Genomic DNA, 17,974 nt, shown 5'->3' with positions numbered 1-17,974 from the left:
ACGATCAAATTTCAGGGGTCCGCAGCAATGCGGGCCCCTTTTGGTTGTGCTGTTCAATACTGCGCAGGCGGTTTCACCCCGGTATCTGTGAACGCGGCTGTCTTTTCAGTTTCGCTTTGCCCCGATAAGGTCGCCTCCGATTTATGGAGGGACGGCATGTTGCAGGTAGCGTCGAAACTGCGTTGGCTCGGTCTGGCTGTCTTGCTTTCTCTCGGGTCTCCCGCGGCCATGGCGCAGGACCAGAAGATCACCGTGCTCGAAAATACCGATCTGCCGGGTTTCGATTACTCCATTATCCGCGACACTACCGTCGATGCCTGCAGCGCCGCCTGCTCCGACGACAACATCTGCCGGGCCTTCACCTTCAACACCAAGTCGAAGTGGTGCTTCCTCAAGGGCGATCTTGGCCCCGAGACCCAGTTCAATGGCGCGATCTCCGGCCGCGTGACCCGCTCGCCATCGCCCGCCGTGGTCGAGGCGACCCGCCAGGCCGAGCTGCCATTCCCTTCCGATTCCCTCGTCGACGCTGCTCGCCAGTTGGCCCGCGACCTGCCGCAGACCGATGCGCCGCCGCCCAAGACCAGCTATGCCGACCTCGTCGCCTCGGGTGACGAGGCCACCGCTGCCGACAATCCCGCTGGCGCCATGGTCGACTATCGCCAGGCCCTGGCGATCAATGCCAATGACGGCGCCGTATGGCAGGCGCTGGCCCAGGCCGCTCTGGCGCGCGCCGAGGCCGTCGCCGGGCAGTCCGAGGGCGACAATAGCCGCGACCTCGGCTACCTCGCCACGTCATCGGCGGTGAACGCCTTCCTCCGCTCCAGCGCCGTCGCTGATCGCGCCGATGCACTGGCTGCCCTCGCTAATGGTCTCGAATATCGCGAAATGTGGCGCGAGGCGATTGCCAGCTACCGCCTGAGCCTGTCGCTCCAGCCCAATGAGGCTGTCGCCTCCCATCTCGACGATGTGGTCGCCCAGCATGGTTTCCGCGTGGTGAGCCACGACGTTGACGCCGAAGCGGCCGCGCCGCGCATCTGCGCTGTGCTGTCCGACCCCATTTCCTCCGGCTCGACCGATCTGTCGGCTTATGTCGTGGTTGCCAACAATCCGCAGGCCTCGGTCGAAACCGAGCCTGACCAGATCTGCATCGAGGGCGTTGAACATGGCGGGCGCTATTCGATCCGCCTGCGCGCCGGCATGCCTTCGCTCGATGGCGAAGTGCTGGGCAAGGATGTGGTGCTCGATGTCTACGTGCCCGATCGCGTGCCCTTCGTGGGCTTTGCCAACAGCGCCTATGTGATGCCCGCCGGTCTCGGCGGCGGCCTGCCGATCACCTCGGTCAATGCCGATACTGCCGAAGTCATGATCTACCGGGTAGGGGACCGCTCCATCGCCACTGCCGTGCGGGATGGCATCTTCCAGCGTGGCCTGACCGAATATGACGCCGAGGACATTGCCGACCGCGTCGGCGAGCAGGTCTGGACCGGCGAGGTCGATCTGGCCCGCGGCAAGCCCAACGCCCTGACCACCACCGCCATTCCCGTCGCCGAAGCGCTCGGCGAGCTGACGGCCGGTGCCTATGTCATCACCGCCAAGATCAAGGGCGAGACCTCCGAATACTGGCAGCAGATGGCCACCCAGTGGTTCATCGTCACCGATCTGGGCCTCACCAGCGTCGCCGGCGATGATGGCGTACATGCCTTTGTGCGCGGCCTGACCGATGCGCAGCCGGTGGCTGGCGCCAAGGTCCGGCTGGTCGCCGTCAACAACGAGGTGCTGGGCGAAGCTACCACCGAGGCCGATGGCCGGGCTGTCTTTGCGCCGGGTCTGGCGCGCGGCACCGGTGGCCGGTCGCCGCAATTGCTGGTCGCCGAAACCGCCGATGGCGATTATGCCTTCCTCGACCTCTCCCGCCCCGCTTTCGATCTCACCGATCGCGGCGTCGAGGGCCGTCCGTCGCCGGGTCCGCTCGATGTGTTCGCGACCACCGAGCGTGGTGTCTACCGCCCCGGCGAGACCGTTTACCTCACCGCCATGCTGCGCGATGATCGCGCCAATGCCGTCACCGGCCTGCCGCTGACCCTCGAGGTCGAGCGCCCCGATGGTGTCGTCGCCATCAAGCAGGTGCTGAGCGATCAGGGCGCGGGCGGCTATTTCGTTGCCCTGCCGATGGTGGCCGAGGCCATGCGCGGCTCGTGGACCGCGCGCCTCTATGCCGATCCCAAGGCATCGGCCCTGTCGACCACCAGCTTCCTCGTCGAGGATTTCGAGCCCGAGCGCCTAGCGTTCGATATCAGCGCTGCCGAAGGGCCGATGGAAGCGGGTGCCGTCACCGAGGTCGATGTATCAGCCAAGTATCTCTACGGCGCCACCGCGCCGGGCCTGGCCATCGAGGCCGATGCGATTGTCCGCCCCGTGAGCACCATCAAGGGCTTCGCGGGCTATGTCTTCGGCCGCCTCGATGACACGATCGAAACCAGCCGCGAGCCGCTGGGCGTCGTCGGCACCACCGACGAGGCGGGCAATGCCGTCGCCGAGGTCACGCTGCCCGAACAGCAGGTGACGACGCGTCCCCTTGAGGCTCAACTGCTGCTGCGCCTTGTCGATACCAACGGCCGCACCATCGAGCGCAGTCTCAGCCGTCCGGTGCTGTCGAGCGGCGACCGCCTGGGCATCAAGCCGGTCTTCTCCGATCCGACCGGCCTTGCCGAGGGCAGCGCCGCATCCTTCGACATCATCGCCGTGTCGCCGGAAGGCGAACTGGTCGCCAAGTCGAGCGTCAACTGGACCATCTCGCGCGTCGAAACCACCTATCAGTGGTATCGCAGCGGCAGCACGTGGCAGTGGGAGCCCATCACCACCACCCGCAAGGTAGGCTCGGGCTCCATCGATACGCCTGAAACGGGCGCGGCAACCATCAGCGCCAATGTGGATTGGGGCCGCTACCGCGTTGAAGTGGAAAGCACGGGCCCGAACCCGACCTCGTCGAGCTACGAGTTCTATGCCGGCTACTATTATGCCGATGCCGGTTCGGACACGCCCGATACCCTGCAGGTCGCGCTCGACAAGCCGTCCTACAAGGTCGGCGATACCGCCAACCTCAAGCTCGACCCGCAATTCGCCGGCACCGCGCTGGTGATGGTGATCGATAACCGCGTCATCGCCATGCAGGCCGTCGACGTGCCCGAAGGCGGGGCCACCGTGCCGCTTGAAGTCACCGAAGAATGGGGCCCCGGCGCCTACGTCACGGCCATGCTCTATCGTCCGGCCGATGCCGCCGAAAAGCGGATGCCGGCCCGCGCGCTGGGTCTGGCCTTTGCCGATGTGGAGCCCGGTGATCGCAAGCTCGATGTCAAACTCGCAACGCCCGAGGTCACCCTGCCGCGCCAGAGCTTCACCGCCACGGTTGAGCTGGGCAATGTGGCTGCCGGCCAGACCGCCTATGTCGCCGTCGCGGCGGTCGATCTGGGCATTCTCAACCTCACCAATTTCAAGGTTCCCGATCCAGACGGCTGGTATTTCGGCCAGCGCCAGCTCGGCATGGATATCCGCGATCTCTATGGCTCGCTGATCGATCCGACCCAGGGTGTCGCCGGAGCCATGCGCTCGGGTGGTGATGGCGGGGCCTCGCGCCTCGGCACGCCGCCGCCAACCTCGGTCCTCGTCGCCCTCCATTCGGGCATTGTCGAGGTCGATGCCGATGGCAAGGCCAGCGTCACCTTCGACATGCCCGATTTCTCCGGCACCGTCCGCGTCATGGCCATGGCCTGGACCGAGACGGCGGTGGGTCATGCTTCCACCGATGTCATCGTCCGCGATCCCGTGGTCGTCACGCTCAGCCCGCCACGGTTCCTGCGCGTCGATGACGCCTCGCGGCTGCTGGTCGAGGTCAACAATCTCGGTGGCGCAGCGGGCAAGTACACGCTCGCTCTTTCCACCGGCGCCGGCATTTCAACCGATGCGGCCAGCAACGAGGTCACCCTCGGCGTTGGTGAGCGCACCTCGCTCAATCTGCCGCTCAATGGCGTCGTCATCGGCGACTGGCCGATTGCGCTCACCATAACCGCGCCCGATGGGGCAACGCAGACCAAGGAACTGCTGCTTGGCGTCCGTCCCAACAGCGCTCCGGTCACCACCAGCCGCATCCTGCCCATCAAGGCGGGTGAAAGCGTCACCGTGGGGCCAGACATCTTCGACAGCTACATGACCAATACCGGCGCGCTGACGCTCGCCATTGGTCCCATCGCGCGGCTCGACGTGCCCGGCCTGCTGCTGGCGCTCGATCGCTACCCCTATGGCTGCGCCGAGCAGGTTTCGAGCCGTGCTTTGCCGCTGCTCTACCTCAACGACGTGGCCAAGCTCATCGGCACCGCCGAGAACGAAAAGCTCAGCCAGACCGTGACCGACGCGATCGCCAACCTGCTCTCCAAGCAGAATTCGGGCGGCGGCTTCGGGCTCTGGGGGCCGTTCGATGGCGGCGACATGTGGCTCGATGGCTTTGTCACCGATTTCCTGTTGCGCGCCCGCGCTGCCGGTTACGTGGTGCCCGAGCTGGCCATGACCATGGCTCTCGACAACCTCTCCAACCAGCTGTCCTACGCCTCCGATTTCGATAACGGCGGCGAGGATATCGCCTATGCCCTCTACGATCTGGCCCGTGCGGGCCGGGCCGCCATGGGCGACCTGCGCTACTACCACGAGGCGCGCCTCGATGCATTTGGCTCGCCCCTGGCACAGGCGCAGCTTGGTGCTGCCCTGGCGCTCTATGGCGATACCAACCGGTCCAACGCGGCCTTCGCCGCGGCGGTGGAGAGCCTTTCGAAAGCCGAGAACACCCGCAACTACCGGTCCGACTACGGCACGCGCCTTCGGGACCTGGCGGGCGTTCTGGCGCTGGCTGCCGAGTTCAAGCCGCAGGGCGTCGATCTCACTGGCCTTTCCAGCCAGCTTGCCAAGCTGCGCGATCGCAAGACCTACACCTCTACCCAGGAAGACAGCTGGACCCTGCTTGCGGCCGCTGCCGTCGGCGCATCCAGCACCGATGGTTCGATCACGCTCGATGGCGAGGCCCTTACCGGCCAGGTCTACCGGCGTTACGAGCAGGCGGACTTTGCGCCCATCGAGATCGCCAATACCGGCTCCGGCGATACCGAGGCCAAGGCAACCGTCACCGGTTACCCGGTCACGCCACCGCCTGAAACCAGCAATGGCTTCACCCTGATCCGCGAATACTTCCTGCCCGATGGCACCCCCATCGATCCGCAGGCGGCTCCGCTGGCGCAGAATGATCGTCTGGTCGTGGTGCTCACCGTGCGGCCGCAGAACCTCGGTTCGGGCCAGTATCTGGTGGCCGATCCGCTGCCTGCGGGCTTCGAGATCGAGAACCCCGACCTCTCTGCCGCTGGCGGCGTGGCCGACTTCGCCTGGCTTGATCTTGATGCGCCCAATCACGTGGAATCGCGGACAGATCAATATGTTGCGGCATTCCGCTACTTCTCCGATTCCGGCACCTTCACCACCGCTTATCTGGTGCGTGCAGTCACCCCGGGCACCTTCGCGCTGCCCGGCGCCACCGTCGAAGACATGTACCGCCCCGAATTCCGCGCCAACACCGCCGCCGGCCAGATCGAGGTGACCCCAACCGGGCCGTGATCGGGACAACCTTCCGGGGCCTCGCATTTGGGAGGGCCCAAAAATCCTCTGTCGTCTCCTTCCCCGCGAGGGGCAGGGAGACGCTGAGAGGCCGACAACCAAGTGACCATGACTGACCCCGCCCACCCAAAGCCGCGCCGTTGGACCCGTTGGCTGACGCTGTCAGCCTTCGGCTTCTTCGTGCTCGCGGCCGCCGGGGCGATCCAGGTCAATTCAATGGTCATCGAAATCACCCGCAACCTGCCGCCGACGCCGGATCTGGCCACCCTGCCAGTTTCCGTCGCCGTCACCGATCGCAACGGCGCCCTCCTGCGCCCGTTCACCACCGCGGACGGCCGCTGGCGTCTGCCGGTCGAACGGGCCTCCGTTGATCCGCGCTATCTCGAAATGCTGATCGCCTATGAGGATCGCGGCTTCGCCGACCATGGCGGCATCGCCTGGACCTCCATGCTGCGCGCCGCCGGGCAGTTCGTGGGGGCAGGGGGCAATGTCGTTTCCGGCGGCTCCACCCTCACCATGCAGGTCGCCCGTCTCATCGAGGGGCAGCCGACCCGTAACCTCTGGGGCAAGCTGCGCCAGATGGTCCATGCCAGCCAGCTCGAACAGCACCTCGACAAATCCGCCATCCTCGATCTCTACCTGACGCTGGCCCCCTTTGGCGGCAATATCGAGGGCGTCCGCGCTGCGAGCCTCGCCTATTTCGGCAAGGAGCCCACCCGTCTCACCACCGCCGAGGCGGCGCTTCTGGTGGCCCTGCCGCAATCGCCGGAAGCCCGTCGTCCCGACCGCGATCCCATCGCCGCCCAGCGCAGCCGCGACATGGTGCTCGATCGTCTCGTCGCCATGGATGCCTTGCCCTTTGAGGAGGCGCTGGCGGCCAAGCGCGAACCTGTTCCCACCGCCCGCCGCGACTTCCCCATGCTGGCCGCCCACATGGCCCAGCAGGCCACCCGCCTGCAGCCCACGGCGCGCACCATCGGCCTCACCATCGACAAGCGCTTGCAGGATGCCCTGGAGCGCCTTGCCGCTGGCCGCGCCCGCCTGATCGATCAGCGCGTCTCGGTTGCCATCGTCGCCGCCGATATCAGCAGCGGCGACATTCTTGCCTCGGTTGGCTCGGCGGGCCTGCTTGCCACCGAGAGCGCCGGCTTTGTCGATATGACTACTGCCATCCGCTCGCCGGGCTCCACCCTCAAGCCGCTGATCTATGGTCTAGGCTTCGAACTCGGCCTCGCCCATCCCGAAAGCCTGATCGAGGATCGCCCCACCGCCTTCGGCGCCTATGTCCCGGTCAATTTCGATGGCTTCAGCCGCGGGACGGTCACCATCCGCGATGCGCTCACCCAGTCGCTGAACATTCCGGCAGTGGTGGTGCTCGATGCGGTCGGTCCGGCTCGTTTGGTGTCGCGCCTGCGGCGTGCCCATGCCGATCCGCGTCTGCCGGTCAACACCGCCCCCAGTCTTGCGGTCGGTCTGGGGGGCGTCGGTATCACGCTTCGCGATCTGGTTTCGGTCTATGCCGCAATCGGCAATGGCGGGGTGCCGATCAACCTGCACGATGGTAGCAAACCGCAGGAAATCCGTCAGCATGCTGACAGCATTCCGCCAGTTCTTGACCCGATTTCTGCATGGTATGTCGCCGATATCCTGGCCGACGTGCCGCCTCCGCTCAACGGTTCGCCCGGCCGCATCGCCTACAAAACCGGCACCTCCTACGGCTATCGCGACGGCTGGGCCATTGGTTTTGATGGCAAAACCGTCATCGGCGTGTGGATCGGCCGCCCCGACGGCGCCCCGGTTCCGGGCCTCTCCGGCATCGTCGGCGCCGCCCCGATTCTCTTCGAAGCCTTTGATAGAATTGGGCTTCGCAAGGCCCCGCTACCCCGCGCTCCGGCCGGCGCCATCCTGGTTTCCAACACCGAATTGCCCGCGCCGCTCCGCCGTTTCCGTCATCCCGACGATGACCTGGTGGCCCGCGTCGCCGCCCCGGAAATTGCCTTTCCGGGCGATGGCGTCGATGTCGATCTGGGGCTGGCCGCGGGAGGTACCGGCCCGCTCACCGTAAAGATCCGTAACGGCGTGCCACCATTCACTTATTTCGCCAATGGCGCTCCGTTCGGCCGTCCCGAATTTGCCCGCCAGAGCCTGTGGTCACCTGATGGTCCGGGCTACGTTACGCTCTCCGTGGTCGACGCCGAAGGCCGCGCCGATGCGGTGACGGTGTTCCTGAATTAGCCAACAAAAACGGGCCCCGAAGGACCCGCTTGATCCGGTATTGGTACGTCTAGAAACCGAAGACGGTGGTCAGGCTCGACTGGCCATTGCCGTTCTGCACGCACTGGCCATTGGTGTTCTGGCCGAACTGGAACAGGCCGCAATTGTTGTTGTTGCCGTTCTGCGAAATCGTGCCGTTATGGCCATTGCCCTCCTGCACGATCAGGCCGTGATTGCCCGAACCCATCTGGTTGAAACCGGCGGAGTTGAAGCTGCCGTTCTGGCTGGCATTGGCACCGGTCGCCGAGAGGCCCTTGAACAGCGAGAACATCTGCAGCCCCATGCCGAGCGCCTGCTGCTGGTCGGGGTCGGTCGGGGTGAAGCTGAGCGAAACCTGGCCCGCGGCCATGGCCGGAGCGCTGAGGCTCGCGACGCCGATGACGGCTGCGGTAATGGCGGCGGCGAAGGTCTTGGTGATCCTGGTGGTCATGGCGTCTCTCCCTTGGGTGGTGGTTGCGCTGGGGTGTTCCAGCCGATGACCTAAAGCTACGAGAGCCGCACTGAACCGATCTGGAGCAGGGCATTCAGAATGGGTTCAGCGGGATGGGATGGCGCGCAGGCTGGAAACAAAGAGGGCCCCGGTTGCCCGGAGCCCTCTATCCATCCTGCCGATATTGATTCAACGCAGCCCCGCAACGTCCTGTTCGCAAACGACTTTCTTGCCACCGGCCGTCACGTCGAAGTCGATCTTGTATTGCGACCCGGCATTGATCATCACCTTGCCGAGCGGAGTGGCCTCGTTGGCATTAGCGGTGAAATAGCCGCCCTGGCTGATATTGGACGAGCCGCCATGGCTCGAGCTCTGGATGGAGAAGCGGTATTCGCCGCTCACCGGAACCGGGCTCTGGATGGTGCCTTCAAGGGCCAGCATGCCGCGTTCCGTGGTGGCGGTTACACCGCATTGGGTGCCGCTGGCGCCGGAGTTGGCCATACCCGCCGTGACGGCGATGGTAGCGAGTGCAAGGCCGAGAATGATGGCCCCGCTGGGCCGCGTAAGAGTGATCATGGTGTCCTCCTCAAGTTGGGTCTGGAGGCGAGCCGGGAGAGGGCTCTCCCGGCCACTGGCGCCTCATGCGAGCGCCGGATCAGGGGCAGGCCTGGACGAAGGCGGTGACGTTGCCGGAGCCAGCCTGGGTCACGTTGGCATTGCAGCCATTGCCCACCTGCACGCCGGCGGCGACATTGCCATTGCCGTCCTGGGTGAGGATTGCCGTGTGGTTGTTGCCGAACTGGCCGACGCCGGCGGCGTTGTTCCAGCCCTTCTGCCAGGTGTCGCCGTAGTTGTTGTTGCCCTGCTGGCCGATGGCGCCGACATTGTTGCCGCCGTTCTGCTTGCCGACTGCGGTGTTCCAGTTGCCGGTCTGGTGCACGCCGAACTTGTTGTTCCAGCCAAACTGCTGGCCACCGGCGGCATTGCCGAAACCAAACTGGTTGACGAAAACGTCGTTGGACATGGCCGGGGCGGCAGAGGCAGCGATGACGACGGCGGCGACGGTGGTGATGATGAGCTTGCGGATCATTTTGGGTCTCTCTCCTGTCTTGGCTGCGCTCCCTCCGAGCGCTTCTTGCCGATGACACGAGAATTAGCCCGGTGATTTGGAACCGGGCCTGAAGCGCAAATTCAGACTCCATTCATCCCGGCGTGGCGTCTTCGCCGTCGCGCCGCGCGGCGTCTTCGCCCAGCACGATCTCCCGCTGGATTCCGATTGCGTCGAGAAAGTCCCGATCGTGGCTCACCACCAGCAGCGCCCCGTCATAGCCGCGCAACCCCGCCTCGACCTGTTCGATGGCCTGGATATCAAGATGGTTGGTCGGCTCGTCGAGAATGAGCAATTGCGGAGGGCGATTGCCACCGATCGTGCAGGCGAGGCCCGCCCGCAGCATTTCCCCGCCACTCAGCGTTCCGGCCACCTGTAGGGCCGCATCGGCGCGGAACATGAACCGCGCCAGTGCGGAGCGGCAGGTGTTTTCGTCGGCATCAGGGTTCAGCGCCCGGAAGTTGTCGCGGATGGTCAGCGCCGGGTCGAGCAGGCTCACGGTCTGGTCGAGCATGGCATGGGGAACCAGAATGCGCGCCGAGCCACTCGTAATCGGCAGGTTACCGCTCAGCAGCCGCAGCAGGGTTGTCTTGCCTGAGCCATTGGGGCCGGTAATGGCCACGCGCTCGGGGCCGGTCAGTTGCAGCGACAGGTTGTTGATGACGGGCGGAACGCCTGCGGGGCCCCCGGTCAGGCCATCGGCCTGCAGCACGGTGCGGCCGCCGGGCAGGCCGGTGGGCGTCAGCGTGACTGAGAGCGGCGTCAGGATTTCAAGTTTGGCGCGGGCAGAGCCTGCGGCATCGGCCGCTTCGCTGCGCAGGCGGTTGGCCAGCCGCGTATTGCCGCCGCTGGTGTTTTCCGAGTTCTCTTTCATGCCTCCGAGCAGGATGCGGGGGGTATCGCCGCGCGCGGCCTTGCGCTTGCCGGCGCCGTCCTTGCGGGCTTTCTTTTCGGCTACGGCCTGGATCTTGCGATCTATCTCCACCACGCGGCGTTCCGTCGTAGCCAGTTCGTGCTGGGCCGCCGCCAATTCCAGCGCCTTGCGCTCGGCATAGTGGTCCCAGTTGCCGCCATAGGTGGTAGCCCCCAGCGTGGTAAGCTCCACAATGGCGTCCATCTGGCGCAGCAGGGCGCGATCATGGCTCACCACAATGGCTGCGCCGCGCCACCCGCGCAGCAGGTCCACCACGGCTTGCCTGCCATCGGCATCGAGATTGTTGGTCGGCTCGTCGAGCAGGATGATGTCGGGCTGGGTGAGGATCAGCCGCGCCAGCGCCAGCCGCGTCCGCTGCCCGCCGCTTAGCGCGGTCAGCGGGCGGTCGAGCGCATAGGCGGGGAGGCCCACATCGCCCAGGGCAGCTTCGATGCGGCCGGGCAGGGTCCAGTCGGCTTCGCCGGCATCCTCTACCGAGCCGAGCCCCTGTTCCAGCCGGTCGAGTCGGGCAAGTTCATCGGCCACGCCGAGCTGGTCGGCAACGGTATCGTCCGTTCCCACCTGCACGGATTGCGCCAGCATGCCGATGCTGCCGGTGACGCTGACCGATCCGGCAAGCGGCGGCAATTGTCCGGCAATGATGCGGAGAAGTGAGGATTTTCCCGTGCCGTTACGGCCAATCAGGCCCGTTCGTTCGTTGCCGAAGGAGAGGTCGAGACCGGTGAAAAGCGGCTGGTTATCGGGCGTCGAATAGGAAAGCTGGTGCAGAGAAACGGAGGCAGGCATGGGTGGATTCCAGGTGAGCGATGCGGGCGAGGCAGTCGTTCATCGTGAAATCCATGTGTACCGTCCGGTCAGTGCTGCGTGTCCGGGGAAAATAGGGATGGTGGCGGGGAAGTCAAGTTTTGGGGGCTTGCCCCAGATTTATCCCACCCACAATCGCTGCCCGTGGACTTGATCCGCGGGCCAATCTCGACCCGGCACAATCGACGAGAGGCCCGCGGATCAAGTCCGCGGGCAGCGCCGGTGGTGAGGGGCGAGTCGCCCCCCACCCATGATCCCTCCCCCTTCAGTGGGAGGGTGTCGACTGAAATGTCAGAATCCGAGGGGGCGGAGAAGGCTTTGAATATGAACGGTTATTCCGCCTCGTTCACAGATTGAATCAACCCAGATAGCGCTGCTTCAAATGCGCCTTGAAGAAGTCCGCATTCAGCGGTTCGCCGGTGGCGCGGGTGATGAGGTCCGGGGTCGACCAGCGCGAGGCCTGCGACCAGATGTTGTCGCTGCGCCACTGGTTCACGCCGGTAAAGTCACCCTTGCTGATGGCGCTGCGAACGCCGGGCTGGGCCTTTTCTAGCGCCGCCCACTGCTGAGCCGCGATCATGGCGCCCAGCGTGTAGCTGGGGAAATAGCCAAAAGCGCCGCCCGGCCAGTGCACGTCCTGCATCGGGCCATCCTTGGGATCGTTGATGGTCGAGATGCCGAGATATTCGGTCATCTTGGCGTCCCAGGCTTCGGGAATCTGGCTGGCCTCGAGCTTGCCGCTGACCAGCTCCTGCTCCAGTTCGTAGCGCAGGATGACGTGGAGCGGATATGTCACTTCGTCGGCGTCGACGCGGATATAGCCGCGCTGCACGAAGTTCACTTCGTTGAGGATATCGGCGATGTCCCAGCCCGGAATGGCGTCTTCACCCAGGTGCTGGTGCACCAGCGGCAGGGCGAATTCCCAGAATTCGGGCGAGCGGGCCAGCTGCATTTCCACGAACAGGCTCTGGCTCTCATGGATGCCCATGCCGCGCGCCTTGCCCAGCGGCCAGTGGGACCATTCTTTGGGCAAGCCCTGCTCATAGAGCGCATGGCCGGTTTCGTGCAGCACGCCCATCAGCGAACTGAGGAACTCGTCGGTGCGATAGCGCGTGGTCATGCGCACGTCGGTCGGCACGCCGCCGCAGAAGGGGTGGTGCGATACGGCCAGCGAGCCATGGGTGAAGTCAAAGCCCACGGCCCGCATCGCGGCCAGGCCCAACTCACGCTGCTTCTCGATCGGGTAGGGGGCGTTGAGCGCCTTGCGCGGGCGCTTGGCCAGGCGGGCCTCCTGCGCGTCCAGCGCCTGGGGCACGAAACCCTTGAGGAAGCTCTTGAGGTCGGCAAACACAGGTCGAGGTCGGCGGTGCGGTTGCCGGGATCGTACTGGTCCATCAGCGCGTCATAGGGCGACAGCTGCAGGGCGTCGGCGCGCAACTGGGCCTCTTCGCGCACCAGTGCGACAACGCCCTCCAGCGCCGGCAGGAAGCTGTCCCAGTCGCCCTTGGCGCGCAGGTCGCGCCAAAGCTGTTCCGAGCGCATGGTGGCCGCGGTGCGGCGCTCGACGAACTCGGTCGGCAGGCAGGTGGCGTTGACATACTGGCGCTTGAACTCGGCGAGAGCCAGCTTCTGGTCTTCGTTCTCGGGCTTGGCGGCCTCGATCCAGTCGGCGATTTCAGGGGCGGTGGCTTGCGCGTGATACATGCCGGCGAGGTTCGCCATGGCTTCGGCGCGTTTCTCGCCGCCGCCCACCGCCATATGGGTGGCTTCATCGGCCCCCAGGATCGATAGCGCATGCTCCAGCGCTTCGAGTTTGCGGCCGAGATCATCGAGTTTCTGGAAGGACATGAGTGGCTCCAAGGCTGTTGGGGCAAGATGTTTCATAGCTTCGCGCATGGGGCAAGCGACACGCAAAGTGATTGGAATGGCAATTGCCGCGGCGCTAACTGTCGGCCATGCCACATTTCGATTCTGCCTGCCCATTCGAGCCTGAGCTGGCCCGCCTGGCCTCCACCCGACTCCCCGCCATGTCGAGCGCGACGCCATGAGCGCCGTGCTCTCCACCATGGAGCGCTGGGGTTTTGATACCTCCCGGCTCGCCTACGCGTTCCGCGTCGCCCTGGCGGGCTGCGTGGCGCTGGTCGTGGCGTGGCTGATCGGGCTCGAGCATCCGCAATGGGCGGCCATGACGGTGTGGGCTGCGTCGCAACCCCTTCGCGGCATGCTGATCGAGAAGAGCCTGTTCCGGGGCGCCGGAACGCTGGTGGGCAGCGTCGTCGGCGTTGTCATAGTAGCGCTGGCGCAGGGCGATCCGCTGATCCTCACGCTCAGCCTGGCGGCCTGGGTGGGGTTCTGTACCGGGGTGGGCAACTTGCTGCGGGGCTTTGTGGCCTATGGGGCGCTGCTGTGCGGCTATACCGCCTCTATGGTGGCGCTGCTTGGCACGGCCAGCCACACCAGCATTTTCGCGCTGGGTGTCGATCGTTTTGCGACGGTCATGGTCGGGGTCATCACGGCGCTGCTGGCCGGCTGGCTGTTTGCGCTGCCCTCGTCGCGCGGTGCGCTGTGGCGGGAGCATGGACAGCATGTGGCGGGAACGCTCCGGGTGCTGGCCGGCTGGTTTGCTGGGACTGTCGCCGGGCAGTTGGACGAGAAGGCCGCCTTGGCCGAGATCGCCCGGCTCGACCAGGGGCTCGATGCGCATGACGCCGGCTCGCTGCCGCAGCGCCAATATGTGCGCCGTCTGCGGGCGCTGCTGATCGCGGAGATGGATGTGCTGTTCACCGGGCCCGTTCCGACCAACGATCCCGCTGGCGCTGCCGAGGCCCTGCAGCGCGTTGCCGAGGCCATTGAGCGGGACGACGACAGGGCCCTTGCCGAGGCCGTTGACGCCGCGCGAGCCGCCGTCGCCGACCAGCCGGCGGTGCAGTCCCTGCTCGATGCGTTACTGCTCGCCAATGACCGCGATTTGCGGCAGGCCGACGCCGAAGTGGCGGTGCAGCCGCCGAGCCACCGCGACTGGATCGGCGCCCGGCACGCCGCCCTTCGTACGTTGATTACCCTCCTTGCGGTGGGCGCTGTCTGGGTCACCACGGGCTGGGTCTATGGCCCCTATATGATGCTGGGTACGGCGGTTCTGGTGTCGCTGTTCTCCACCTGGGAGAACCCGCTGCGCATCATGGTGCATGTCTTCTTTGGCCAGCTTGCGGGGGCGGTGATGTTCCTCATTGTGCGGTGGCTTGTCTGGCCATCGGCGGGCAGCGAGGCGGACCTCGTCTTCCTGATGATGCCCTTCATCCTGCTCGGGGCCTTGCCGCTGGCGCATCGCAAGACGGCCCTGGGGAGCTTCGATTTCAACCTGGTCTTTCTGCTGCTGGCGCAGCCCCATTTTCCGCTGACGGGCGATTTCCAGCATACGGTGGCTCAGGCGCTGGCGGTGGTGACGGCTCCGGTGCTGACCCTATTGGCATTCCGCCTGCTGTTCCCCACCGATGCTGCGGCGCGGGCGCGGGCTGTGATCACCATGATGCTCAACGACGTGGTTTTGCTGGCTCGGCGGCCCGACCCGCAGCTGCGGCAGCTGCAATGGAATGCCCGCTACTACCACCGCCTGCTGCGGCTCTATCGCTGGGTGGCAAGTGCCGGGGACAGGGGCAATCACGCGGTCGAAAAGGCATTGGGGCTGTTTGACGTGGCGGGCAATGTCTTTGCTTTGCACCAGCTTGAGCAGCGCCGGGATGTGCCGGAAAGCACAAGGCGTATCGGGCGGCTCGTGCTGCGCCGCATCGCCAATCTGGAAATTCCCGCCGCGCGGGATGGCCTCATCGCGCTGGCCGAGCGGCTGGATCGTGCCGCCCCCGGCGAAGGTGCGGTGTTCCAGGCAGGTGCTGTGGGATTGTCGCGGATCGGCCCGGTCGAGCAGCTGCGCAGTTAAAGCGGCCGGGCGCGACATCGGCGTCGCGCCGCAGCCTATTGGCGCAGGAAGTCGGCGATGGCCTGAGGCTGGGGCGCCGTTTCAGCGGTGGTCACCAAGGCACCGCGCTGGGTCAACGCGTCGTGAGCTGAAGCCGCATGTTCGCCGCTGAGCAGCACGGGCAGGCCGTCAAGTGCGCGGACCTCGAGTGGCATCTGGTCGATATTGGTCGGGAAGGGCGCGTCGATTGCAACGACGGCACTAACCTTGTCGGGGAAGATCAGCCCGGCGAGCATGGCGATCACGCCGCCTTCGCCCGTGCCGTAGAGGCCGATCTTGCGCTGTCCGTAGCGCTCGAAGGTCTCGTCGATCAGCAGCTCGAGCTGATAGAGCCCGTCGCCCAGGGTCGATAGTTCCGGCTTGTTGAGGGGGCCAATGTACCAGAAGTAGCCCTTGGTGATGCCGCTGCCGCCCGCTGACTGTGCGCGGGGGGATTGAACTGCGATGCGGATCGCATCGTCATCGATCACCTTTGCCAGTGCCTCAGCGTCCTGCAGGAGCAGATAGCGGTCGTGAAAAACAAGAAAAGGCGCGCCGTCTGGCGCGCCTTCCCTGCTCGTATAGAGGAAGCTTCGCGACAATTACTGCGCGACCTCGCAGGAATCGACCCATGCGGTGATCTTTTCGATCTCGGAGTCCTTGAGGCTGCCAGCAGGCGGCATCTTGGTGCCCGAGCCGCCGACGGACTCATGGGTGTTCAGCAGCTTGTGCATCACGTAGCTGAGTTCGGTGCTGCCGGGTGCAATGCGCATCATGTCGGGAGCTTCGGTGCTGGCGACGTTGACGAGCATGTCGTAGCCCGAGCCCTTCTGGAAGGACAGGCCTGCAGCCGACGAAGCATCGTTGTGGCAGGCCACGCACTTCTTGGAGACGATCGGCTCAACCTTTGCCGTGTAGGTTTCAAGGCAAGTTGCGGCGAAAGCGGCCGAGCTGCCGATGATCATGAAGGCAGCGGTCGCCGCCATACGAAGCGTGTTCATTTTCATTCCTCGAAATGACCGGGGCCGGTCGGGCCGACCCCGGAAGGTACTTAGTCTAGTTTAGGCCTGCTTGGCAGCATGCTCGCCGGCCAGATAGCCGAACGTGATGCCGAGGCCGAGGGTGCCGCCACCGCCAAGATAGCTCTTGCCCGAAGGCGAGGCCGTAGCGTTGCCCGCAGCATAGAGGCCCGGAATTGGCTTGTCATGGATATCGATGACCTGACCATTCACATCAAAGACAGGGCCGCCCTTGGTGTCGAGGGTGCCTGCACCCAGCAAAATGGCGTAATACGGGCCTTCTGCGGAGATCGGAGCCATGTAGGGGTTCTTCATACCGCGATCATATGGCACAGCATGGAAGTAGGCATCGATCGGGGCTTCGCCGCGATGGAAGTCCTCGTCCTTGCCATTTTCGGCGAAGCCGTTGTAGCGCTCGATGGTGCCCTTGAGCGACTCGACGAAGTCGTCGGCCAGCTTGTAGGTGCCCAGGCGGTCGGCCAGGGAGTCGAACTTGGCCTGAACGTTGGCGGTCAGTTCCTCAAGGGTATCGCCCTTGATGACGTGTGCAGGCAGGTCGGCGCCGACGCCGGGGATCAGCATGCCACCGAACTTGCGGCACTCTTCGTCGAAGATGAAGATCTGGTACAGGTTCGGATAGTCACCGGCCCACTGGTCATACACCTGGTGCGAGCGGGTACGCTCTGGGTACACGTACTTTTCGTCGTACATGCGCTTGCCGTTCTTGTTGACGGCGATCGAGCTGTCGCCGCCCAGGAAGAACACGCCCGAGGGAACCGACGAGAATTCCAGAACCTGGTCGAGAATGACCTGCTGGTTCCAGGCTTCGTTGAGGTTGCCCAGCTTCACGCCGATCTCAGCCGACATGTTGATCAGGTCGCCCTCGTTGGTGGGAACGGCGCAGCCGCCCATGACCGGGGTGCGCAGGAACTGGGTGCGCATATGCGGGTTGTGGGTGAAGCCGCCGGTGCCGAAGATCACGCCCTTCTTGGCGCGGATCGTCTTGGTGCCTTCAGGGCTTTCCACGGTAACGCCGACGACGCGGCCGGTCTCATCCTTGATGATCCGGGTGACGCGGTTTTCGGTGCGGATTTCCGCGCCCTTTTCTTCGACATAAGTCGACATGAAGTCGATCATGTCGGCGCCGAAGCCGGTCTTGCCTTCGTTGTTGGTCGCGACCTGGCGGCCACGGATGTCGTTATTTTCCGGCAGTTGGCCGTGATAGTCCGGCGCAGGCTTGCCGTCCCACGACAGGAAGGTGAAGACGGGCAGGGCGCCTTCGTCGTTGAGCGTGTGGAAGACGCGGGCTGCGTGATCCCAGAACGCATTGAGCTGGGCCCAATGGTGGTCCGTCATGCCCAGGGTCGGGCTCTTGTCGTTGTAGAGCTCGGGGAACGACACGCGCGCCACATAGCGCAGGTAGTCTTCCTTGTTGTCGGTGTAGCCGTGGTCGGCCATCCAGCGGTTGTTAGGAACCCACGAGCCGCCGCCGGACTTGCCGGTGGTGCCGCCGATGAAGGCTGCCTTTTCGAGCACGACGACGCTTGCGCCATTGTCGAGAGCGCCGATGGCGCCGGCCAGTGCCGCGCCGCCCGAACCGGCGACAACAACGTCAAACTCTTCGTCCCATTCCTGCGCCTGGGCGCTGGCAATGGTGGTTGCGCCGAGCGCGGTGCTCGCCGCACCAAGGCCGGCTGCCTTCATGAAACCGCGGCGTGAGACGCGGGACGTTTCGTTGCTGGACATCTATACCCTTCCTCCGGGATGGACAGCGGCGTTTTGCCGCCAGATTGTTGCCTAA

The 17,974-nt window shown here is 65.1% G+C and carries 10 protein-coding genes and 1 pseudogene; 3 read left to right on the top strand and 8 right to left on the bottom strand.

The features are described 5' to 3' along the window. Positions 1-156 precede the first annotated feature (156 nt). Together ACZ5WT_RS18595 and pbpC are read left to right on the top strand one after the other, a co-directional pair. Entirely contained in the window at positions 157-5,652 is a 5,496-nt protein-coding gene (locus ACZ5WT_RS18595) for an alpha-2-macroglobulin family protein (RefSeq protein ID WP_464285241.1), read from the top strand. Between the two features lie 108 nt (positions 5,653-5,760). After that, the gene (gene pbpC / locus ACZ5WT_RS18590; protein WP_464285240.1) at positions 5,761-7,887 is read left to right on the top strand and encodes a penicillin-binding protein 1C; all 2,127 of its coding nucleotides are present in this window, start codon (positions 5,761-5,763) and stop codon (positions 7,885-7,887) included. Between the two features lie 49 nt (positions 7,888-7,936). Here pbpC and ACZ5WT_RS18585 read toward each other — a convergent pair whose 3' ends face one another. From ACZ5WT_RS18585 to ACZ5WT_RS18565, 5 genes and pseudogenes are all read right to left on the bottom strand, one after another. Next, entirely contained in the window at positions 7,937-8,356 is a 420-nt protein-coding gene (locus ACZ5WT_RS18585; RefSeq protein ID WP_464285239.1) for a curlin, read from the bottom strand. Between the two features lie 189 nt (positions 8,357-8,545). Next, positions 8,546-8,932 carry a curli-like amyloid fiber formation chaperone CsgH gene (csgH, locus tag ACZ5WT_RS18580; RefSeq protein WP_464285238.1) on the bottom strand — a complete coding sequence of 129 codons (387 nt, stop codon included), beginning with the start codon at positions 8,930-8,932 and terminating at the stop codon, positions 8,546-8,548. A 79-nt stretch (positions 8,933-9,011) separates the two neighbouring features. Then, positions 9,012-9,446, bottom strand: coding sequence for a curlin (locus ACZ5WT_RS18575; RefSeq protein WP_464285237.1), 435 nt, complete (start codon positions 9,444-9,446; stop codon positions 9,012-9,014). Positions 9,447-9,558: 112 nt separating this feature from the next. Next, positions 9,559-11,184 carry an ABC-F family ATP-binding cassette domain-containing protein gene (locus tag ACZ5WT_RS18570; protein WP_464285236.1) on the bottom strand — a complete coding sequence of 542 codons (1,626 nt, stop codon included), beginning with the start codon at positions 11,182-11,184 and terminating at the stop codon, positions 9,559-9,561. A 376-nt stretch (positions 11,185-11,560) separates the two neighbouring features. Then, positions 11,561-13,050 (bottom strand): annotated as a pseudogene (locus ACZ5WT_RS18565) (carboxypeptidase M32). A gap of 196 nt (positions 13,051-13,246) precedes the next feature. Here ACZ5WT_RS18565 and ACZ5WT_RS18560 point away from each other — a divergent pair. Beyond that, a complete protein-coding gene (locus ACZ5WT_RS18560) occupies positions 13,247-15,136 on the top strand; it encodes an FUSC family protein (RefSeq protein WP_464285235.1) in 1,890 nt (629 codons plus the stop codon). Between the two features lie 35 nt (positions 15,137-15,171). Here the strand turns inward: ACZ5WT_RS18560 and ACZ5WT_RS18555 are convergent, their stop codons facing one another. From ACZ5WT_RS18555 to ACZ5WT_RS18545, 3 genes are read right to left on the bottom strand one after another with little or no spacing between them, the layout of a single operon-like run. After that, positions 15,172-15,756 carry an alpha/beta hydrolase gene (locus ACZ5WT_RS18555; protein ID WP_464285234.1) on the bottom strand — a complete coding sequence of 195 codons (585 nt, stop codon included), beginning with the start codon at positions 15,754-15,756 and terminating at the stop codon, positions 15,172-15,174. Next, positions 15,757-16,155 (bottom strand): hypothetical protein, encoded by a 399-nt coding sequence (locus ACZ5WT_RS18550; RefSeq protein ID WP_464285233.1) that lies wholly within the window; start codon positions 16,153-16,155, stop codon positions 15,757-15,759. Positions 16,156-16,215: 60 nt separating this feature from the next. Next, a complete protein-coding gene (locus tag ACZ5WT_RS18545; protein WP_464285232.1) occupies positions 16,216-17,919 on the bottom strand; it encodes an FAD-dependent oxidoreductase in 1,704 nt (567 codons plus the stop codon). Positions 17,920-17,974 lie beyond the last annotated feature (55 nt).

It is taken from the genome of Devosia sp. T2-14, assembly GCF_055397495.1.
Note: the sequence above shows the minus strand (reverse complement) of the source record. Positions and strands in the feature narration are given on the sequence as shown.